Annotated in this window: 29 protein-coding genes; 19 read left to right on the top strand and 10 right to left on the bottom strand. The window is 34.4% G+C overall.

The window, feature by feature from the left end:
- Window positions 1–15: 15 nt before the first annotated feature.
- Window positions 16–1,431: a type I glutamate--ammonia ligase gene (gene glnA, locus V6M85_RS11620; RefSeq protein ID WP_338600264.1), complete on the top strand. Its 1,416-nt coding sequence runs from the start codon at window positions 16–18 to the stop codon at window positions 1,429–1,431.
- Here glnA and V6M85_RS11615 read toward each other — a convergent pair.
- Genes V6M85_RS11615 through moaA form a run of 4 tightly spaced genes read right to left on the bottom strand, consistent with a single transcriptional unit; the run spans window position 1,428 to window position 5,014 of the window.
- The gene (locus V6M85_RS11615; RefSeq protein ID WP_338600261.1) at window positions 1,428–2,327 is read right to left on the bottom strand and encodes a MarR family transcriptional regulator; all 900 of its coding nucleotides are present in this window, start codon (window positions 2,325–2,327) and stop codon (window positions 1,428–1,430) included. The genes glnA and V6M85_RS11615 overlap by 4 nt on opposite strands.
- 25 nt (window positions 2,328–2,352) lie before the next feature.
- Window positions 2,353–2,979: a GTP cyclohydrolase I gene (folE, locus tag V6M85_RS11610; RefSeq protein ID WP_338600259.1), complete on the bottom strand. Its 627-nt coding sequence runs from the start codon at window positions 2,977–2,979 to the stop codon at window positions 2,353–2,355.
- Between the two features lie 53 nt (window positions 2,980–3,032).
- Window positions 3,033–4,091 (bottom strand): aminopeptidase P family protein, encoded by a 1,059-nt coding sequence (locus V6M85_RS11605; protein ID WP_338600256.1) that lies wholly within the window; start codon window positions 4,089–4,091, stop codon window positions 3,033–3,035.
- Window positions 4,088–5,014 (bottom strand): GTP 3',8-cyclase MoaA, encoded by a 927-nt coding sequence (moaA, locus tag V6M85_RS11600; protein WP_338600253.1) that lies wholly within the window; start codon window positions 5,012–5,014, stop codon window positions 4,088–4,090. Before moaA ends, V6M85_RS11605 begins: the two co-directional genes overlap by 4 nt.
- 38 nt (window positions 5,015–5,052) lie before the next feature.
- Here moaA and V6M85_RS11595 point away from each other — a divergent pair, with 38 nt between their 5' ends.
- Window positions 5,053–5,241, top strand: a complete 189-nt coding sequence (locus V6M85_RS11595) for a hypothetical protein (protein ID WP_338600250.1) — start codon at window positions 5,053–5,055, stop codon at window positions 5,239–5,241.
- Here the strand turns inward: V6M85_RS11595 and V6M85_RS11590 are convergent.
- From V6M85_RS11590 to V6M85_RS11570, 5 genes are read right to left on the bottom strand one after another with little or no spacing between them, the layout of a single operon-like run.
- Window positions 5,221–5,874, bottom strand: coding sequence for a serine/threonine protein kinase (locus tag V6M85_RS11590; RefSeq protein ID WP_338600244.1), 654 nt, complete (start codon window positions 5,872–5,874; stop codon window positions 5,221–5,223). The two genes, V6M85_RS11595 and V6M85_RS11590, sit on opposite strands and share 21 nt — an antisense overlap.
- Complete coding sequence (locus V6M85_RS11585) at window positions 5,867–6,025, bottom strand: hypothetical protein (RefSeq protein ID WP_338600242.1); 159 nt, start codon at window positions 6,023–6,025, stop codon at window positions 5,867–5,869. Before V6M85_RS11585 ends, V6M85_RS11590 begins: the two co-directional genes overlap by 8 nt.
- 16 nt (window positions 6,026–6,041) lie before the next feature.
- Window positions 6,042–6,935, bottom strand: coding sequence for a cysteine synthase family protein (locus V6M85_RS11580; protein WP_338600240.1), 894 nt, complete (start codon window positions 6,933–6,935; stop codon window positions 6,042–6,044).
- A gap of 37 nt (window positions 6,936–6,972) precedes the next feature.
- Window positions 6,973–7,203, bottom strand: coding sequence for a sulfurtransferase TusA family protein (locus tag V6M85_RS11575; protein WP_338600238.1), 231 nt, complete (start codon window positions 7,201–7,203; stop codon window positions 6,973–6,975).
- Window positions 7,200–7,601, bottom strand: coding sequence for a DsrE/DsrF/DrsH-like family protein (locus tag V6M85_RS11570; protein ID WP_338600236.1), 402 nt, complete (start codon window positions 7,599–7,601; stop codon window positions 7,200–7,202). Before V6M85_RS11570 ends, V6M85_RS11575 begins: the two co-directional genes overlap by 4 nt.
- A 43-nt stretch (window positions 7,602–7,644) precedes the next feature.
- On the opposite strand from V6M85_RS11570, the gene V6M85_RS11565 reads away from it, so the two are divergent.
- Window positions 7,645–8,640, top strand: coding sequence for a DUF711 family protein (locus V6M85_RS11565; RefSeq protein ID WP_338600234.1), 996 nt, complete (start codon window positions 7,645–7,647; stop codon window positions 8,638–8,640).
- A gap of 61 nt (window positions 8,641–8,701) precedes the next feature.
- Window positions 8,702–9,757 (top strand): phosphate uptake regulator PhoU, encoded by a 1,056-nt coding sequence (locus V6M85_RS11560; RefSeq protein WP_338600232.1) that lies wholly within the window; start codon window positions 8,702–8,704, stop codon window positions 9,755–9,757.
- Here V6M85_RS11560 and V6M85_RS11555 read toward each other — a convergent pair.
- Window positions 9,754–10,914, bottom strand: a complete 1,161-nt coding sequence (locus V6M85_RS11555) for a nicotinate phosphoribosyltransferase (RefSeq protein ID WP_338600229.1) — start codon at window positions 10,912–10,914, stop codon at window positions 9,754–9,756. The two genes, V6M85_RS11560 and V6M85_RS11555, sit on opposite strands and share 4 nt — an antisense overlap.
- Window positions 10,915–10,984: 70 nt before the next feature.
- On the opposite strand from V6M85_RS11555, the gene V6M85_RS11550 reads away from it, so the two are divergent.
- Genes V6M85_RS11550 through alaS form a run of 15 tightly spaced genes read left to right on the top strand, consistent with a single transcriptional unit; the run spans window position 10,985 to window position 20,677 of the window.
- On the top strand, window positions 10,985–11,449 hold the full coding sequence (locus V6M85_RS11550; protein WP_338600227.1) for a 30S ribosomal protein S19e: 465 nt from the start codon (window positions 10,985–10,987) through the stop codon (window positions 11,447–11,449).
- Window positions 11,450–11,462: 13 nt separating this feature from the next.
- Window positions 11,463–11,819 carry a DNA-binding protein gene (locus tag V6M85_RS11545; RefSeq protein ID WP_338600224.1) on the top strand — a complete coding sequence of 119 codons (357 nt, stop codon included), beginning with the start codon at window positions 11,463–11,465 and terminating at the stop codon, window positions 11,817–11,819.
- Window positions 11,816–11,971 (top strand): 50S ribosomal protein L39e, encoded by a 156-nt coding sequence (locus V6M85_RS11540; protein WP_338600222.1) that lies wholly within the window; start codon window positions 11,816–11,818, stop codon window positions 11,969–11,971. Before V6M85_RS11545 ends, V6M85_RS11540 begins: the two co-directional genes overlap by 4 nt.
- A 3-nt stretch (window positions 11,972–11,974) precedes the next feature.
- Complete coding sequence (locus V6M85_RS11535) at window positions 11,975–12,241, top strand: 50S ribosomal protein L31e (protein ID WP_338600219.1); 267 nt, start codon at window positions 11,975–11,977, stop codon at window positions 12,239–12,241.
- Complete coding sequence (locus tag V6M85_RS11530) at window positions 12,238–12,909, top strand: translation initiation factor IF-6 (protein ID WP_338600216.1); 672 nt, start codon at window positions 12,238–12,240, stop codon at window positions 12,907–12,909. The genes V6M85_RS11535 and V6M85_RS11530 overlap by 4 nt, the downstream gene beginning before the upstream one ends.
- A 1-nt stretch (window position 12,910) precedes the next feature.
- Window positions 12,911–13,171 (top strand): 50S ribosomal protein L18Ae, encoded by a 261-nt coding sequence (gene rpl18a / locus V6M85_RS11525; RefSeq protein WP_338600213.1) that lies wholly within the window; start codon window positions 12,911–12,913, stop codon window positions 13,169–13,171.
- A gap of 5 nt (window positions 13,172–13,176) precedes the next feature.
- The gene (gene pfdA / locus V6M85_RS11520) at window positions 13,177–13,623 is read left to right on the top strand and encodes a prefoldin subunit alpha (protein WP_338600210.1); all 447 of its coding nucleotides are present in this window, start codon (window positions 13,177–13,179) and stop codon (window positions 13,621–13,623) included.
- Window positions 13,620–14,699: a signal recognition particle-docking protein FtsY gene (gene ftsY / locus V6M85_RS11515; protein WP_422398142.1), complete on the top strand. Its 1,080-nt coding sequence runs from the start codon at window positions 13,620–13,622 to the stop codon at window positions 14,697–14,699. Before pfdA ends, ftsY begins: the two co-directional genes overlap by 4 nt.
- 31 nt (window positions 14,700–14,730) lie before the next feature.
- Complete coding sequence (locus V6M85_RS11510; protein ID WP_338600204.1) at window positions 14,731–14,919, top strand: protein translocase SEC61 complex subunit gamma; 189 nt, start codon at window positions 14,731–14,733, stop codon at window positions 14,917–14,919.
- A gap of 4 nt (window positions 14,920–14,923) precedes the next feature.
- A complete protein-coding gene (locus V6M85_RS11505) occupies window positions 14,924–15,382 on the top strand; it encodes a transcription elongation factor Spt5 (RefSeq protein ID WP_338600201.1) in 459 nt (152 codons plus the stop codon).
- A 7-nt stretch (window positions 15,383–15,389) separates the two neighbouring features.
- Window positions 15,390–15,902, top strand: a complete 513-nt coding sequence (locus V6M85_RS11500) for a 50S ribosomal protein L11 (protein WP_338600199.1) — start codon at window positions 15,390–15,392, stop codon at window positions 15,900–15,902.
- Between the two features lies 1 nt (window position 15,903).
- Window positions 15,904–16,560: a 50S ribosomal protein L1 gene (locus V6M85_RS11495; protein WP_338600196.1), complete on the top strand. Its 657-nt coding sequence runs from the start codon at window positions 15,904–15,906 to the stop codon at window positions 16,558–16,560.
- The gene (locus V6M85_RS11490) at window positions 16,561–17,574 is read left to right on the top strand and encodes a 50S ribosomal protein L10 (protein WP_338604777.1); all 1,014 of its coding nucleotides are present in this window, start codon (window positions 16,561–16,563) and stop codon (window positions 17,572–17,574) included.
- Between the two features lie 45 nt (window positions 17,575–17,619).
- The gene (gene rpl12p, locus V6M85_RS11485) at window positions 17,620–17,937 is read left to right on the top strand and encodes a 50S ribosomal protein P1 (RefSeq protein WP_338600193.1); all 318 of its coding nucleotides are present in this window, start codon (window positions 17,620–17,622) and stop codon (window positions 17,935–17,937) included.
- Window positions 17,938–17,977: 40 nt separating this feature from the next.
- The gene (gene alaS / locus V6M85_RS11480) at window positions 17,978–20,677 is read left to right on the top strand and encodes an alanine--tRNA ligase (protein ID WP_338600191.1); all 2,700 of its coding nucleotides are present in this window, start codon (window positions 17,978–17,980) and stop codon (window positions 20,675–20,677) included.
- Window positions 20,678–20,686 lie beyond the last annotated feature (9 nt).

Genomic DNA, 20,686 nt, shown 5'->3' with positions numbered 1-20,686 from the left:
TGAGTAGCCACATACATGCCAAGTACAGCAGAAGAAGTACTCAAATTCCTTAAAGAAAATAATATAAAATGGGTGGATTTACAATTCACCGACGTCCCTGGCAGACTACACCACATAACAATACCAGCTAGCGATTTCGACATGGAATCTCTAAAGACTGGTTTCGGTAAACTGGATGGCAGTAGTATAAGAGGATTTACCAGCATCTATGAGAGTGATATGGTTCTATTACCAGTACCAGAGACCATGACTCTAGTTCCTTGGTCTCCAGGCGTAGCTAGAGTAATATGTAAAGTTTTTTGGGGAGGAGGAAAAGGAAGATTCGAAAGAGATCCTAGATTTATTGCTGAAGAGGCTGAAAGGTTTCAGTCAGATCAAGGGTATGTCTCTTACTATGGTCCAGAATTAGAATTCTTCATATTTGATAAGGTAAAATTGGATGTTAGTACACCACAGTCCGGAACTGGATATAAGATTTACGCTAGAGAAGCACCATGGAGTGATAGTGGAACCTTCGTTATAAGGTTCAAAGAGGGATATTATCCTGCACCTCCTATTGATCAATTAATGGACGTAAGAGTTGAGATCGTTGATACGTTAGTTAGATACTTTGGTTATATAATAGAGGCTACTCATCACGAAGTAGCTACTGCAGGTCAAGGAGAAATAGACTTCAGATTTTCCACATTAGTAGATACTGCAGATAAAGTTCAAACATTAAAGTATGTAGCAAAGAACATAGCTGCAAAACATGGAATGGTAGCTACATTCATGCCAAAACCTATATATGGTGATAATGGAACTGGTATGCACACCCATCTTAGCTTGTGGACAAAAGATGGAAAGAAGAATTTAATGTATGATCCAAATGACGAATATGCCGAAATAAGTCAGTTCGGAAGGTATGTAATTGGAGGTCTTCTAGCACATGCTAGGGCATTGTCAGCAATAGTATCACCCAGCGTGAATAGCTATAGAAGATTAATACCAGGCTTTGAAGCACCAGTTTATATTGCTTGGAGTAAATCAAATAGGAGTGCTGTAGTTAGAGTACCAGCATATTATAAGGGTATGGAGAAGGCTAAAAGAGTAGAGTATAGACCACCAGATCCATCCTCTAATCCCTATTTGACCTTTGCTGCGTTGTTAATGGCAGCATTAGATGGTGTAAATAAGAAAATAGATCCAGGTGATCCAGTGGACGAAAACATATACCATCTAACTCCAGAGAAAAGGAAACAATTAGGAATTAAGGAATTACCTAGATCACTAGATGAAGCGCTAGATGAGTTAGAGAGTGATAAAGAATTCTTAAAGCCAGTATTCAATTCATCACTACTAGATACTTACATAGATCTTAAGAGAGAGGAAGCAAGAAACCTACAAGGCTATCCACACCCAATGGAATTATACTATTACTTAGATTCCTAAATGGGTACGAAAATACCTGACTTTTTTAATGTATTTCTAAATTCACTTAAATCAAGATAAGGATCAAATTCGTAATTTTTTGAAGCTTCTTTTAAAATGTTATAATCTACATCTAATAGATTTGAATAATCTGAAATCCATCTATCCATTGATGATTTAAACCAACTAAAGGACTCTTCATATATTTTCTTAATCTTCTCCCAATCTAATCCCTCTTTAACTGCCAATGTGCAACAATGTAATGGCGCAAATCGATGAACTCTATGTCCTTTTCTTTCTAGAAAGGTAAGAAATGGTTCCCAAATAGCTATGCCGTTTACTGTCCCTTTTTCGAGATATTCAATCATTTGATATGGGCTATAAGATGGAACTATATCAACGTTCTTAAATTCATTAAAAGCCCATATTTCCATGCTTGACATTACAGTTGATGCTATCCTATTGCACGCTTTACCTACAATTCCACCTCCTCCCTTAGCTCCGCCCGCAATAATTCTTATATTCCCAAATATTGCAGAAAACGTTAATTGCGTAATAATTGGAGACAAGCCTAAATCTAATTTGCCTTCAACTAGATCTCTGGTTACATCTATGCCATTGTCATAAATTTTGACAGATACTATATATCCCTTTCTTTCTAGATTTTTTATAAAGGGAATTATAAAGGGATACTCCGCAGCTCTTATAATACCTAATCTTAAAAATCTCTCTTGTGATAAGCTTACTTCTAAATTTTTACCTAGAATTCTCCTTCTTCTTATTATACCTTCTTTTTCTAATTCAGATAGAACTTCAGATAATCTACTTTTAGACAAACCAGCGAGTTTTATTAGTTCTGTTTGCGGTATTGGACCTTTCTCCTTCAAAATAGATACAACTTTATCTTTACTGTTCATTAACAAGTAGTTATTTTAAAAAACTCTATAATAAGTTTACCTTATTTGTATTATCTAGTAATCTGAAGACGTGATTTTGTAATGCCTTATTATTCTTAAATAATCCCCTATATGCAACCGAAACTAACTTCGCTTCCTTATCCTTAACGCCTCTAACATACGAGCACATATGTATAGCATTGCCAATTACCATAACGCCCTTAGGTTTTATTTCACTATTCATTATTGCATCGGCAATTTGTTCCACTAATCTTTCTTGAATCTGAAGACGTGACGCATAATAATTCACAATTCTGATGATTTTGCTAAACCCCGCTACCTTACCGCCATTACCAACTATATATGCTACATGAATTTTTCCAATTATTGGCAACATATGATGCTCACAAAGCGATGAAAAATTAACATCTCTTACTAACACTATTTGATTTTCTTCATATACTCCTCCATCAGCGCCCAAGCTAAAAACCTTAATTTTCGGGGGTGGTGTTCTTAACCCTGAAGTCATTTCTAACAAAGCTCTTGCTACCCTTTCTGGAGTTTCTCTTAGTCCTTCTCTTTCTGGGTTTTCTCCCAATAGTTCTAAAATTTCTCTTATTCTTCTCGCTATCTCTTCCACTAGATTTTGATTATCCAATTCTGTCTTCTGCATACCATTTATAGTTTGGTGAAGAAATCAATTATAACTATTTTGTTAAAAAACTTCTACAATAGTTTATAAGTTGTCTCTAACACTATTGGTTTACCTTTAGTTACGATAAGCGTATCTTCTATACGTATTCCAAACCTGCCCTTAAGATATATTCCGGGTTCTACAGTGATAACCATATTTTCCTTTAGTACTTGCTTAGAATTCATAGAAATAGCTGGACTTTCATGGATTTCTACACCAACACCATGACCAGTTGAATGCATAAAATACTTGCCATAGCCAGCTTTTTCAATAACCTTTCTAGCAATGTTATCTATCTCTGATGCTGTAACTCCGTCTCTAACCGCATCTATGGCCTCTAATTGCGCTTGCAAAACTATTTCATAAATTTTCTTTGCCTCATTGTTCTTAAAAACGAAAGTTCTAGTGCTGTCAAAGCAATAACCATTATACTTCGCACCTATATCAAAAAGTGCAATATCATTATTCATTAATACACGATCTGTAGGAATATGATGGGGATATGCGGTATTCTCACCAAAGGCAACTATAGAGGGAAAGGCATAATCTTCGGCTCCGGCAGATTTCATAGTCATATCTATAATACCTGCAATTTGTTTTTCACTAACTTCTTCAGTTAATCTCTCCATACCAATTTTCATCGCTGTAGAAGTAATTTCGCCAGCTTTTCTTATTTTTTCTATCTCATCTTCATCTTTAATTTCTCTTAATTTTATTATATCATTGGAAATATCACTTATCTTGTATTTTTCTGATAAAGTTTTATATGTATTTGCATCAACCCAATTGACATCCAACAATATATTACTCTTTTCATTGATAACTTTTTCAATAGCCTTGAACATATTCCCTTCTATTACGTTTTCAGCTATTTTAGATGGGTAGTAAATTAGCACATCAACATCCTTCACATTACTAGCTCTGTACATATCTAAAGCGGGAGCAAGCAAAGTAAAACGAGCGTCACAATAGATTAAAGCTCCAACTCCACTATATTCTAGAAAATAGAATAAATTTGGAGAGCCTATTATTACAGCGCAAGCTTCTTTTTTATCTTCAAGGATTGTTTGAAGTTTTCTTAGTTTATTCATATCTTATATTTGAAATTGGGTTCTCTAATAGCTATTGCTATCATAAAAGCCCTTTCTAATAGTTCTTCTTTAACGTCTTTAGGATAATTTGCTTTCAAGATATCTAAAATGTCTATTATGTTATCCTCTCTGTATAAGCATGTTTTCAGTTTACCATCAACAGATAATCTAATCCTATTACATCCAGCGCAGAATATGGGATTTGCATAAGGCTTGACTACTTCAACAACTAGACCAGAAGATAGAATATAACGTGGCCTAAAGTGCTTCTTTCTAATCTGCTTTTTAATTGCTATCTTTGAAATATACTCTTCTATTTTAGTTAAATCATCATGTTCATTAAAGGCAGTTTTGCCTAATCCCACTGGATGGAGTTCTATAAGATGTATTTCATCAACACCTAAGTCTTGCGCTAATTCAATAAATTTAAAAGCCTCGGCTAAGTTTCGTTTATTTACTACGAAATTTAATTTAACTGGCCTTAAACCTTCATCTATCGCTTCTTTTATACCTTCAATTACCTTGTCAAAGGCATCTACTCCCGTTATTTTCTTGAAAGTTTCTCTCGAGACTGCATGAAGACTAATGTTTATCCTATCTAATCCAGCTAGTTTTAGTTTAGGTGCTAGATCTTTCAAAAGAAATCCGTTGGTAGTCATTGACACATCTTTATACCCTAATTGTTTCAGTCCTTGTATTATTTCAGCTAAATCTCTTCTCAATGTAGGTTCTCCACCAGTCAGTTTCACTGAATTTATACCAAATTTTTTAGCAACTTTAGCGACAAGTAGTATCTCATCTTTATTCAATCCATTTTCCATCCCTTCCTCTCCTTCCATATGGCAGAAGAAACATTGGAAATTACATACATGAGTCAGTGTTATTCTAAGATCCTCTAGTGGTCTACCAAATCTGTCAATCATTAATAGCTTTTTTACCTCAAAAGATTATAAACACATGTATGAATGCAGTAATTTGCCCAAAATGCAAAATAAAGATGGACTTCATAGCAGAATCTGAAAGTACTGATGGTACAAGAAAGGTAATAAGATATTATTATAGATGCCCAGTTTGTGGTTCAAGAATTTTGGACTCTAGCATAGAGACTATAAAAGATACAAGCAGTATTTTAATAAAAATTACTCATTAGGTTTTTTAATATATAAATATGAGTTGGAGGATATAACCCCATTAGGCTTATGTTCTTTATATTGAAAAACTCTTTTACAATGTTTTTATCTGGATTATATTCATTTAGGAATCTTTTAGAGACTTCTTGAAAATGATTTGGATTTGTTATTTTATAACTTAGAAACAAAAATAATACCACTAAATCCCAAGCTTTATAATATGAATTATTGGATCTGAAAGACTGTTCAGCATCTATAACTGCAAACTTACTTTTATTAACTATCACGAAATTACTTATCTTAGTATCTCCTAATACATATCCCGTGTCATGAATCTCTCTTAAACCTTTTGCAACGATCTCTATATTCTCTTCACCTATTTCGTCTCCATCAATATATTCTCTAGTTATACAAAGCTCTTTAGCATCTATGTCAATTAATTTAGGTACAACTACTATATCCTTCCACTTATCTAAGAAGAAATCGAGTTCTCTAGTAAATCTTTCCTTCGGATCTGCGACATAAGGGTAATTCCAAAAGAAAGTAGAGATAAAATACCATTTTATTCCAAAGATTGTCATATAGCATTTTTGAACATATAGTCCATCATCCTTCTTTATAATTCTTGACTGGCTGTATGAACTTTTAAACATCGTTTGCTATATTTATTCTTAGCCTTATTAATTCTCCGTCATCATAGATCTCATTAGGTTCTTTTGATAAAAATTTTGATATATCTAGGCTTCTGGGAGAAAAATCCAAAATATCTCCTTTCTTGTTCATTATAACTATTACTTCTGGCACAGTTATTTGCTTATTACTAAATCTCTTTTAAAGTTTGCTCTAGTATATCAACGTATTTAAAAGCGTCGTCTGGAAATATGAGTACCGTAGTGGAAGATATATCTCCTATCTTCTTATACGCTGATACTGTAGCACCTGCACTTATGCCTATTAAAATTCCAGATGATCTTGCAATACTTACTACACCATTTACTGCCTCTTCTAAAGTAACGTCGATCACGCGATCTATTTTAACATCTCTAAGCAAACTATTAGACCCATTCTGCCTTTTTATACCGGGTATTCTAGAATTTTCAGCTGGTTGAACTCCTACTATTTCAACTTCATTACCGTATTTCTCTTTAAAATACTTAGCTATTCCAGCCAAGTGACCACCTGTGCCCATTGTAGCTATTATACGTGCAGGTTTCTTTCCTATTGATTTCAATTGTTCGTCTATTTCTTTTGCAGTGGTTTCGTAATGGGCTATTACATTTATGGGATTATTGAACTGATCTAGATTTAGTGCCCCGCTTATTTGAGCAAATCTCTTCACTAAAGGTATTATATCGTTAGTGGAATTTCCTGCTTCAACAAGATTGCCACCTAATAACTTAACAAAAACCTTGTATACTTTTGGTGATACAACTGGAAGGAACATGGTAAATTGCACTCCATAGATTGCTGATAGTGACGCTAATGCTATCCCGGTATTTCCAGAAGTAGCCTCAACTATATGCTTTGCATTATTCAATAAAGCTTGTTTAAATAGAAACCACGCAGTTCTATCTTTTACGCTTCTACTAAAAGGATTATAGTATTCTAATTTTGCCCATACGTCATTTCCTATTCTTAGTCTTAGTAGAGGAGTAGGCCACATACCCTCTAATAGTTCTTGCTCATTTGAGAATACGTTTAGGTGATTTGACACAATATAGATCTACCGAATTTCTAGTTATGAGGAACTATTATTTATTTTTAATGAGCTTAAGTCTTACTTCAAACTTATCGTCTCTCTTTGATACTCCAAGAAATATATTGTTAGTCTCCTTGCACCATTTCTCTAATTCTTGTCCAACTGCTTCCCAACTAGTAATTATGACTAATTCCTCCTCTTCACCGTTTTTCAACGATGTCCATTCTTTAAGTACATTAGTTAGAATTACTGGACATATATCATCTGACTTAATAATTTTCAAAGTGTAATCACCACATCAGAATCTCTAGCTTCCAATAAAAATGATATACTGCCAGACAATTTAACTTTGTCCAATAGATCTTCTCTTTTTGCATTTACAAGCCTTAAACCGGCCTCATCGACGTAAAATTCCACACCTTGAGTAATAGCTTCAAAAATTAATTTCTCCACGTCAGGGATATTAAGCCTTCTCATTTGCATCTTAACGAAAAATCTTGCAAAAAAGGGTAAATCAAGCCTTGCCTTTCCCTTTTTTGATTTCGTAAAGAGAACTACTGCTTGTGACGTTACAAAAAATTTCACACTCCAACCTAGTGCCTTAGCACCTAAAGCTATTACAAGACCATGATAAAGCTTATCCATACTGTTATCTGCAAGTAAAATAGTAATCTTATTCATCAATGATTTAAACTTCTGCAAAGATTATAAACGTGTAATCAGAATGATGATAAGAGCTATAACAATATTTGTCAATGACTATCTAAAAATTGATGAAAATACCGATAAGCTAAGTAAATTAAATGAAAACTATATTTGGAGTAAAAGACTCTCCCTACCACCGACTCCTAAGGACTTAAGCCTAAGTAAATTAATTGAGTTTTTACCATCTAAAAACAAAGATATAATTTTTAGTTTGGTCAGTCTTCAAGAAAAAGATAAAAGAATAGGAGAGATTAAAGATATTTTAAAAACTGACAACAGAATATATGCTCACGTATTAGTAAAAACTACTGAAAATTTAAGGGAATTGTCAAAATTATTAATTAGCCTAGAACCTGAAGAAGCATCGAGGTTTGCATTACTATTTAATCAAGATTTTTTAACAACCCCATATTTTCCGACATCTTCAGCCAACACATTATATGTCTCATTTGCAATATCTTTATTATATGTCAAGGAATTCAAGGAGAAAAAAATAGATGAAGCCCTATCTAAAGCAGATGCGATAGGCAGGCAATTAGAGAGAAAACTGGGTATAAAATACTTGGGTATAGATGCCTCTTTATCCCCATGGATGGAAGATAGTGTAGGGGAGATCATAGAAAGTAGAAGTAATAAAATATTCAGCATTTCCAATTTATGGACTATAGCAGAAATTAACAGAGAAATATTTGAAGGAGTATGGAGAAATAGGATAACTCCAATAGGTTTTTCAGAACTTATGTTGCCAGTTGCTGAGGACAATCTGCTAAAGGAAAGAGTGAAGGAGGGAAGCTTGACTTTAAAGGATCTGTTACTAATGAGTTATGTTTGCGTAGCAGGTATTGATATGGTAGGAATACATTCAGATTTACTTACATTTGAAAATATATTGAAATCGATATACTATATTCAATATACAAAACGAAAACCATACGGTGTAAGGATGATACCAACTAATGGAAGCCCAGTATTAACTAAGATGTTTGGAGAAATACCCGAGGTAAAAATAGTATAGTATAGTATAAAACTACTTTTATAAACTTTGAACTGTATGATACAAGTGGAGGTAGTATTCAATGGAAGTTAGAAGAGTTCAAAAATTTGGCAAATCCACACTAATGGTTTCTTTACCTGCAGAATGGGTTAAAGAAGTAGGACTAAGCCCGGGAGAAAGTGTATATCTTGAAGTTGATGAGGATGGAAGTCTCAAAGTATATCCGCCTAACCTAAAGGCAGAAAGCAAATCAAAGGAGATGAAGGTCATTGTACAAAATGAAACAGTTCAAGGAGAATTAGTAAGCAGAGTACTATATTCACTTTACATTTTAGGTTATGATAGAATAGATATAGAGAGTAAGAATGGAATCTTTACGGAAGATATTTTAAGAAAGGTTAAAGATACCATTAGAAACCTAATTGGATTAGAAATTGTTTCACAAACAACAGATTCGATTCAAATTCAATCTTTCTTAGATCCAACTAAATATACGATGAACAACTTGATAAATAGGTTATCTAATTCTATAAAACAAATGCTTCATTATCTAGATCTTGGAATAAAAGAGTCGAGTAGAACATTCCTACAAGAAGTAGTAGAGTTAGAAAAAGAAATAGATAGACTCTATTATCTTGCCTTAAGGCAATTATTATTGGCTCAAATGAACAGAAGCTTAGCGTATATGATAGGAGTTAAGAGGATACAGATTGTAGGAAATAGAATATTAATAAAAGCCATAGAGGAGGCTGCTGATGAAATAAGTGAAATAGCATTAGATCTGTTATCCTTACATCCTTCAGATCTAGAGGAAATAAAGAAACTGTGGAATAGAATAAATATGTATATAGAACAAACTTCTTCAGTAATAGATCATGCAGTAAAGGTCCTAGCTAAAGAAGATACTATTCTGATAAACGAAGTTATGGAAGAATTAAGAACCTTAAGAAGGGTTTTAATCACTGAGGCAATAATATCGGAAGAGATGCTAAGAGAGGTCAAGTCGCCCAGCTTATTAGCCGTGTTAAGAGCATTTAACTTAAGGCTATATAACGCAATAAGAAGAATGGAACCTATAACCGAAATAGCATTCAATAGAAGTATAGAAAATCAAAAAGAAGTCATAATAAACGGTTAGGAGGATAGTTCAGTTAATTGTTTTATTACATATTCCCTTATCTCTTTTGGAGAAGGTAATGGCTTTATAATCTTGCCATTTTCGAGATATTTTTGAAGTAATGGTTTACATTCTGAAGAAGGAGGTTCACGATCAAATAAGGTAATAGTGTCATTTAGCTTTCCACATCTGTATACTTGTTTAGCTCCAGGCCATTTTCCTCTCTTCGTAAAAGGCACCCATTTCCCATCAATATATTTTTCAACAATGTCTGCACTGAAATCCACACTAGGAGGAAAGGCAACGCTAGTCCCAACTCCAAATCCGTCCACTACATCTTTAAGAGCAATTATGTCATCCTCGTCTATTCCTCCACTTGCAAATATTTTAACATGATCGTAGCCATGTATTTTTAGTGTCCATCTAACTTCTTGGATAATTTTTCTAAAGTTCCCTCTTCTACTTGATGGGGTGTCTAGCCTCACACCGTATAATTTCTTTCCTAGAAGAGTTGCTGCCTTTAATGCCTCAGTTCTCTCATCCTCGAATGTGTCAACTAATGCTATTCTGAGAACTTCTGGTCCCATTGCTTCATCAAAAGCCTTCCAAGCCTTAACATTATCACCAACAATAAGCATTAAAGCGTGAGGCATGGTACCAGAAGGCTCAATCCCCAAATACTCTTTACTCATTGAACCAGAAACACCGTCCATACCCCCTATGTATGCTGCTCTATCTGCCATTGGGGCTAATGCTGGGTGAAGAGATCTTAAACCAAAGAAAAATAATGTTTTGTCCATTGCTAAACTCTTAAGTCTAGCAGCCTTAGTTGATATACTAGAATAATGTCTTAGTATACCTAAGAATGCTGTTTCATAAATACCGAAATCCAAATAATTACCTTCTATTATCATCACTGGTTCTATTTCCTTAAATAATGTACCTTCCGGCATGGCATATACGTTAACTGGAACTCCCTCTAGTAAATGAAGGACCTCTTCTAAACCCGTGAAAACAGCCCATTCATATCCTTTAGGTAATCCGTAAGAGTGTATTTCCATTCTAACTTTAGCATCCTTAATACCTAGATGCTCTAATGTTTTTAATGTCCTCTCAAAGTACACGTCTGTAATTTTACCTTCTTTGATCTGTCTGAAATCGGCTATGTAAAATTCCATACAAGATCATATGTTAATAAAAAGGATAAATTTTAAACCTTATATACCACGATTCTAATGGAGTCTTATAATGATAACAGCAGAAATGGTACCTCCAGACGTTTTGATAAAGAGACTAGCAATGTATTTAAAGGAGAATGTAAAGACTGTTGTCCCACCAGATTGGGCATTATTAGCTAAAACGGCCAGTTTTAAAGAGAGAGTTCCAGATAATGTAGATGATTGGTGGTACATAAGAGCTGCCTCGCTGCTTAGAAAATTATATGTAAACTCGACCATAGGCGTGGAAAAGACTAGGATAATTTATGGAGGGAGAAAAAGAAGGGGAACTAGGCCAGAAAAATTTGTAAAGGCTCCTGGTCATGCCAACAGATTAATATTTCAGCAATTAGAAAAAGCCGGATTAGTTCAGAAGATAAAAAACAAGGGAAGAATTTTAAGCCCTAAAGGAAGATCACTATTAGATAAACTAGCACTAGAAATATTTAAAGAGCTGGCTGAGAGTAATACTTCTTTGAAAGTGTATTTAGAATAAAGAGGTGTTAAATGTGTCCGCCCCAAATTCATATGATGATGAAGAACTAGAAGAATTGTTAAGAAGGAAAGCTGCACAAGAACAGAAAAGATTAGAAGAAGAAAAAAGAAGGAAAGCCGAGCTTGAAGCACAAAAAGAGTCAATCTTAAGGGTAATATTAACGCCTGAGGCCCGACAAAGGTTGACTAACATAAAATTAGTTAAACCAGAATTTGCAGAATCCTTAGAGAATCAATTAATCGCATTGGCACAATCTGGTAGAATTAAAGTACCAATAACTGATGATGAACTAAAGCAAATATTAGAGCAAATCTCGCAACAAAATAGACGTGATTTCAGAATACAAATAAAAGAAAGGGGATGGAAATGAGTAGAAATAAGCCAGTAGCGAAAAAGTATAGATTAGGTAAGGCTCTGAAAGCGAATTCGCCAATACCCATATGGGTAGTATTAAAGACTAATGGAAGAGTTAGATTTAATCCCTTAAGAAGAAATTGGAGAAGAAATGATTTAAAGGTGTGATGAATGAAGGAGAAGGATAATTTTGAAATGGTAATTAATTTAAGAAAAATTAAGACTGGCAAAAGAACGGGAAGAAGTAAAAGGGCGATAAAATTTATCAGGAAAATTGTATTAAGACATTTTAATGCAGAAAAAGTTGTCATAGACCCACTTTTGACTAGATCAATATCAAAAAATGGAGATGACAAGATAGTAGGTAAGGTTAGAGTAGTAGTTAGTAAGATAGGAGAAAAAATATATCTTGTAAGACTCGCTATTAAAAGTAAATGAATCTACAAAGGCTATCAGTTTTTGGGACAGATAATATTGGAGTCTATATTTATACCAATAATAGATATACGATAATCCCTAAAGGATTAGATACTGTAACTAAGGAAAATATAGTACAAATATTAGGTACTGAACTTATAGAAGCTGAAGTTTCTAGAAGTTTTCTACTAGGTATTTTCATAAGTGGTAATGACAATGGAATATTACTACCCAAGTCCACTACCGATGATGAAGTAAAGTTCCTAAAGGATAACCTTAAAGATTGTAGAGTTGAGGTACTAAACTCGAAGGTAACAGCACTGGGAAATACCATACTTGCTAATGATAAAGCAGCTCTTATTTACCCTGAATTTAATGATATCGAAGAAAAGATAATAAAGGAGACGTTAGGTGTAGAGGAAGTTAGAAGAGGAAAAATAGCTCAAATGGTAACAGTAGGCTCTGTAGGAGTAGTGACAAATAAGGGTGGCTTAGTTCATGTCGATACTAGCGAGAATGAATTAAAAGAATTAGAAAAATTATTTGGAGTTAAGATAGATATTGGTACTGTAAATTTTGGCAGTGTTTTTATAAGGAGTGGCTTAGTAGCGAACGATAAAGGAGCGTTAGTTGGATCGTCTACTACGGGTCCAGAGATTTTAAGAATTCAAAAAGCATTAGGTGAGTGAGATGAGTGAGATAAAAATTTACGTTGTTAAAGGAACTGCGCTATTCGGAGAATCACACTATCCAGAAAGAAGGAAGTTTGTAAAGATAGTTAGAGCTATGAATGAAAAACAGGCTATAGAATATGTTTATTCGTATTTAGGCAGTAAGAACAAAATAAAACGATATAACATAAAAATAGAACAAATTAGCGAAATAAAGGAAGATGAAATACCTGATAGAAGATTAAGAGAATTAGGTAAAATTGATAAGATTATAGTGTGATACACATGAGTCAGGGTCAAGGAGGTATAACGTTAGAAGATTTAATAGCACAAGCAGACTACTTGAAAAGATATATAGATTCCCTACAGAAGACACAGTTAGAATTATTAGAGTCAATTAGTTCGATAGATGCTGCAAAACAAGCCATCGAGACAATAAAAAGCGGGAGTAAGGAAATGTTAGTTTTTATAGATAGGAAAGGCTATCTTTTAGCTAGAGTAGGAGGAATTGTAGGGGACAAGGTTACTATACATTTGGGGTTATCATACTATGCGGAAGTCGATTTAGATACTGCCATCAAAATATTGGATAAGAGAAAAGATGAAATGAATAAAGCAGCGCAAAGCCTAAATAATGAATTACAAAAAGCTGCGAGTGCATATAATCAAATTGTTGATATCTTAAATCAAATACAACAAGCTGCTGCAAGACGAGAACAACAAGGTGAATAATTTGTTTTGATAAGTTAAAAAAAGCTTTTTCTAATTTTATAGATAAACTAAAAGGCGAACAAGAAGAAAAACCTTTAAACGAACAAAAACCTTCTCCTTCTGAAGCATCTACTAGTGTCTCTCAGCAAAATAACAATGCTTTACCACCACAACAAGCTGAACAGATGAAAAAAGAGAATGAAGAGATCACTGAAAAGAAAAGTAGTGGAAGTATATTCGATATCTTTAAGTATAAGGAGATTAAAGAAAAGGATGTAGAAGAACTAATAGAGGAGCTAAGATACCAATTACTGGAAAGTGATGTCTCGTATGAAGTCACTGAAAAAATTCTTGAAGACCTAAAAACGAATCTGATAGGTAAGAAAATTAGAAGAAGCGAAGATTTGGAAAAAATAGTTACGGAATCCTTAAAAAAATCTATAGAAGAAGTATTAACAAAAAATAGGTCCATTGACGTATTAGAAGAGATCAAAAAATCACCAAAACCTTACGTAATAGTATTCTTTGGAATAAACGGTGTAGGTAAAACTACTACAATTGCAAAATTCGCGTATATGCTAAAAAAGAACGGGATTTCTTCTATAATCTCAGCTTCAGACACCTTTAGAGCAGCAGCTCAGGAACAACTAGCTATACACGCAAAAAACTTAGAAATACCTATGGTTAGAGGTAAGTACGGAGCTGATCCTGCATCAGTAGCCTTTGATGCAATCCAAGCAGCTAAAAGTAGAAATATAGATGTAGTTCTAATAGATACTGCTGGTAGAATGCATACAGATGCTGATTTAATTAATGAATTGAAACGAATTTTAAAAATTGCCAAACCAAATATAAGAATACTGGTCCTTGATTCTTTAGGTGGCAATGATGCATTAGAGCAGGCTAAGTATTTTGAAAATAGTGTGGGCTTTGATCTGGTGATACTAACCAAAGTTGATGCTGACGTGAAAGGAGGTGTAGTGCTATCTCTAGCTTATGAACTTAATAAGCCAGTAGGATACTTGGGAGTAGGTCAAAGTTACGATGACTTAATCCCATTTGACGCGGAATGGTTTATTAAAAGGCTATTCGGTTAACTTAAATACCTTAAACTAAATATAAATTAGTGTGAGCTCAAATAAGATAATAGGATGGTTTAGACGACTCAGAGAGGATTGGAATAGGATAATTACAGTAGCCAGGAAACCAGATAGGAATTTCTTTACACTTAATCTCAAAGTTACTTTACTTGTACTTGTCGTAATAGGTGTATTAGCCTACATAATTCAGCTTGCGTTAACACTAATTGGGGTGTGAGTTTGTGGAAAAACCAAATATGCGAAATTATTATGCTGTCAAGGTTATTGGAGGACAAGAAATAAACGTAGCGCTAATGTTAGAAGAGAGAATAAAGACTAATAATATTAAGGGAGTATATGCAATAATTGTACCACCTAATTTGAAAGGGTATGTGATATTAGAAGCAGAAGGCTTGCATGTTGTTAAAACTTTGATTTCTGGAATAAGAAACGCTAGGGGATTGGCACAAGGTTTACTACCTAGAGATGAAATATTAAAAATCGTATCGAGAAAGACAGTAGGTCCCATAGTAAAACCGGGGGATATTGTTGAAGTGGTTTCTGGCCCATTTAGGGGCACACAAGCACAAGTAGTAAGAGTAGAAGAGGCTAAAGGAGAGGTAGTGTTAAATATTTTAGAATCTGCATTTCCATTACAAGTCACAGTTCCTCTGGATCAAATTAAGGTGTCAAAAAGGTGAATAGAATATGCCCTCAAAAACAATAAAGATAATGGTAGAAGGAGGTAATGTAAAACCAGGACCGCCATTAGCCCCAACACTTTCACAATTAGGATTGAATGTTGGTGAAGTTGTAAAGAAATTAAATGAAGCAACTGCTAGCTTTAAAGGAATGTCAGTACCAGTAACAATAGAAGTTGATACTAATACTAAGAAATATGAAATAAAAGTTGGCATACCCACTACAACTGCATTATTACTAAAAGAAGCTGGTGCAAATGAACCTTCTGGAGATCCTGCGCATAAGAAAATAGGAAATCTCACGCTAGAACAAGTGATTAAGGTAGCGATAATGAAAAAACCAGGATTAACCGCAAAGTCACTGAAAGCAGCAGTTAAGAGTATATTAGGTACCGCTAAATCTATAGGACTAACTGTGGAAAATAGAGATCCCCATGATTTGGTAAAAGAAGTGGAAGAAGGTAAATATGATGATTTATTAGCCAAATTTGAGAACGAATGGAATGAGGTGAAGGAATAAAATGCCAATCGTTGACAGAAATAACTTAGAAGCTTCACTTAAACTAGCCTTATCTCCGGAAAATAATCCTAAAAGAAATTTCTTGCAGAGCGTAGAATTAATAATAACTTTTAAGGAAGTAGACGTGAAAAAGGGAGAATTGAAATTAAGGGAGATTGTGGTATTACCTAAACCACCATCTAAATCAAAGAAAGTGTTAGTTGTACCTACTATCCAACAATTAGAGTACGCCAAAAAAGCTGAACCTAATGTGATATTAACTAAAGAGGAACTTCAAAAGCTACAGGGAAACAAAAGAGCAACTAAAAAACTTGCACGTCAAAATGATTGGTTCCTAATAGCCCCTGATTCAATGTCATTAGTAGGTAGAATTTTAGGTCCAGCTTTAGGACCCAGAGGAAAGTTCCCAACTCCATTACCAAATACTGCAGATATAACCGAATATATATTAAGATTTAAGAGGTCGACTATAGTTAAAACTAAAGATCAACCACAGACACAAGTATTTATAGGTACTGAAGATCAGCAAATAGGAGACTTAGCTGAGAACGCACTTTCAGTACTAAATACAATAGAAACTAAGGGACTAGCACAGAAAGTAAGGAATATATACGTAAAAACAACTATGGGTAAAGTAGTTAAAGTAGAATTAGGGTGAATAAAATTGGCACTAGTACTAAAACACAGAAAAGTTGCTAGCTGGAAAGTAGAAGAAGTAAAGGAGCTTACTGAGTTAATTAAAAATAACAATACAATATTAATTGGGAGCCTTGAAGGTTTCCCTGCAGACAAATTACACGAAATAAGGAAAAAATTGAGAGGAAGAGCAGTGATAAAAGTAACTAAAAATACTTTATTTGAAATAGCAGCTAAGAACGCGGGGATAAATGTAGAAAAGCTAAAAGAATATCTAACGGGGCCTAACGTCTTCATATTCACTAAAGATAACCCATTCTCGATAAGTATGTTTTTCGAAAATTATAAACTGAGAAGATACGCAATGCCAGGTGATAAGGCAGAAGAAGAAGTTGTAATTCCAGCTGGAGATACTGGAATGCCAGCTGGTCCTATACTAAGCGTATTCGGAAAATTAAAAGTACAAACTAGAGTGCAAGATGGTAAAGTTCACGTAGTAAAAGATACGACAATAGCTAAACCAGGGGACGTAATTCCTGCTGATGCATTGCCAATCCTGCAAAAACTCGGAATAATGCCAGTATTTGTCAAATTAAAAATAAAAGCTGCTTATCACGAAAATCTCGTAATTCCTGCAGAAGAACTAAAGCTTGATTTAGAGGGTTATAGAAATAATGTAGCAGAAGCTTATAGAAATGCGTTTAGCCTTGCAGTGGAAATAGCTTATCCTGAACCAGAAGTGCTAAGATTTACAATTAGCAAGTCATTCAGAAATGCTATCTCCATAGCATCTGAAATAGGCTATATTACACCGGAATCTGCACAATTTGTAATATCTAAGGCGGTATCAAGAGCGTATGCTATAGCTTCGGCTATTAGTGGAAAAGTAGATTTAGGAGTACAACTACCATCAGCGCAACCACAAGCTACTCAAGCAAAACCTGCAGAAGAAAAGAAAGAAGAGAAGAAGGAAGAAGAAAAGAAAGGACCAAGCGAAGAAGAAATAGCAAGCGGACTATCATCACTATTTGGATGATAAAAATTTATTAACTTAAGACAAAAATGTGGAGTGTGAAAAAGAATGGAGTACATATATGCAAGTCTCCTATTACATTCAGCTAAAAAAGAAATAAATGAAGATAGTTTAAAGAACGTATTAACAGCAGCTGGAATAACCGTGGATGAAGTTAGACTAAAAGCTGTAGTAGCGGCACTAAAAGAGGTAAACATAGATGAAGTATTAAAGAATGCAGCAGCAATGCCAGTAGCTGTAGCAGCGCAACCACAAGCTACTCAAGCAAAACCTGCAGAAGAAAAGAAAGAAGAGAAGAAGGAAGAAGAAAAGAAAGGACCAAGCGAAGAAGAAATAGCAAGCGGACTATCATCACTATTTGGTTAAGACTTTACTTTTTAAGCTTCAACTACTTTTCTTTTATCACATGAAGTCTGGAGAAGAGGAATATAGATTAAATTTCTTTTTAAAGAATGATTTTAAGCGAAAAATATGCAAATCGTGTAAGACTCCATTTTGGACTAAAGATGAAAAAAGAGAATATTGTGCGGATATTCCTTGTACGGACTATTATTTCTTTGATATAGATATAAAAAGTTCACCATTGACCGTAAAAGAGGCAAGAGAAAAATTTCTATCATTCTTTGAAAAAAGAGGACATACCGTAATACCACCTAAACCAGTATTAGCTAGGTGGAGAGAAGATCTATATTTAACGATAGCGAGTATTGTTGATTTTCAACCACATGTCACCAGTGGTTTAGTTCCCCCTCCTGCAAATCCATTAGTGGTTTCTCAGCCTTCTATAAGATTAGAGGATATAGATAATGTAGGAATAACATTTGGAAGGCACTTAACAACTTTCGAAATGGCAGCACACCACGCTTTCAACTATCCAGACAAATACGTATACTGGAAGGATGAAACTACATCTTATGCTACAGAATTCTTTACAAAAGAATTAGGAATTCCAGAGGAAGAGTTAAATTTTAAAGAGTCATGGTGGGAAGGAGGAGGAAATGCTGGACCGTGTTTAGAAGTTACTGTTGGTGGATTAGAATTAGCTACTTTAGTATTCATGCAGTACAAAATTGAGGAAAATGGTACTTATACTCCATTAAAATTGAAAATTGTAGATACTGGATATGGTGTAGAAAGAATAGCTTGGATAACTCAAAAAACACCTTCAGCATTTCATGCGATATATGGTAATCTGGTTTACAAATTCTTTGATAAAATAGGTGTACCTTATGTAGATGAGGAACTATTAAAGATAGCATCCAGATTAGCTGGAAGAATTGACCCAGATAATCCAGAAACTATAAAATTGCATCGAAAAATGGTTAGCGAGAAACTTGGAATTGAACTAAAAAGGGTCGACGAAGAATTAGATAGAGCTGCTAAAGTGTTTCAAGTTCTTGATCACACTAAGACAATTATGCTTATGCTTGCTGATGGTCTGGTACCTTCTAATTCAGGTGAGGGATATCTAGGTAGGCTAGTTATAAGAAGAGCTCTGAGAGTCTTGAAGCTACTTAAATCAGATGTAAGATTGTATGAACTATTGAAGGAGCAGATAGATTTCTGGAAAGAAGATTTCCCACAAGTCTTAAAAAATAAAGATTACATTTTGGATGCAGTAGAATTAGAGCAACAGAGATTTGAAACTATATTAGATAAAATTCCATCTATTGCGTCTAGTTTGTCAAAGAAGAAGGAGATCTCAGTAGAAGATCTAGTACAGATATATGATTCTAATGGGATACCTCCCGATCTATTAGAGGACGAACTTAACAAAAGAGGCGTTAAGATTGAGGTACCTCGTAACTTTTATGCATTAGTTGCAAAAAGGCATCAGACTTCGAGAATCAAGGATAAAACTGAGAAGGCTAAACTACCTAAAGACGTAATAGATTACGCTATGAAACTACAACCCACTGAAAAATTATACTATAAAGACCAGTATATGAGATCATTTGAAGGAAGAGTGATAGGCGTACACAAAAACTATTTGGTCTTAGATAGAACTGCATTCTATCCGGAAGGAGGAGGTCAATTAGGTGATACTGGCTTCATCATAGATGAGAAAAGGAATAAAAAATATGAGGTAATAGACACGCAAAAGGTAAATGATGTTGTAGTTCACGTCTTGAAGGAACAACCAACGATAGATATTGGAGATGTAGTAAAAGGAGAGATTAATTGGGAAAGGAGATATCGTTTAATGAGACATCATACAGTTACGCATATAATACTCGCCTCAGCTAAGAAAGTATTAGGAGATCACGTATGGCAAGCTGGTGCAGAGAAAACCCCGGAGAAAGGAAGGTTAGATATTACACATCATAAGCCATTAAGTGAGGAGGAAATTAAACTAATAGAAGACAATGCAAATAAGATAATAGCAGATAGAAGACCAGTTAGAGCCATAGAAATCAATAGAATGGAAGCTGAAATGAAATATGGAGTCTCCATATATGAGGGTGGGGTTCCCAATTCTGCAACAATTAGATTATTGGAAATAAAAGACTGGGACATAGAAAGTTGTGGCGGAACTCATGTAAGTAATACAAGTGAGATAGGTGCGGTAAAAATAACTAATGTAGAAAAAATTCAAGATGGCGTAATTAGACTTGAGTACGTAGCGGGATCAGCACTAATAGACTACATTAGAGAAACAGAGCGAATGCTAAATGAGGCATCAAAGATAATAGGTGCTTCTCCAAGTCAATTATCTAGTAGATTAAAAAGGGTAATTAATGAAAAGGAAGAAAATGAGAGATTACTAGCACAATATAGGAAAATGTTCGAAAACATCATAATAAGTAATCTTAAGCCCTATGAGATAAATGGAATAAAAGTATATATAGTTGAAGGAGTTGATGACGAGGAGGAAATTAAAGAGATAATGAGAAGATTGACTATTCCTCAAAGTACCATTGCATTATCAATATCTGGGAATAGGATTCAAATAGCTACAGCAGAAAATCTAAAGGTTGACAAAATCGTAGAAGAGCTAAGAAAGATAGGAGGAAGAGGAGGAGGAAGAGGTACTTTCGCTAATATCATGATGGAAAATAAAAAGAGCAAGGAAGAGGTATTGGAAATCTTAAGAAAAGTTTTGTAAGAGAGTATT

Origin of the sequence: Sulfolobus tengchongensis (assembly GCF_036967215.1) — an archaeon.
In the GTDB taxonomy this organism is placed as follows: Archaea; Thermoproteota; Thermoprotei_A; order Sulfolobales; family Sulfolobaceae; genus Saccharolobus; species Saccharolobus tengchongensis_A.
Note: the sequence above shows the minus strand (reverse complement) of the source record. Positions and strands in the feature narration are given on the sequence as shown.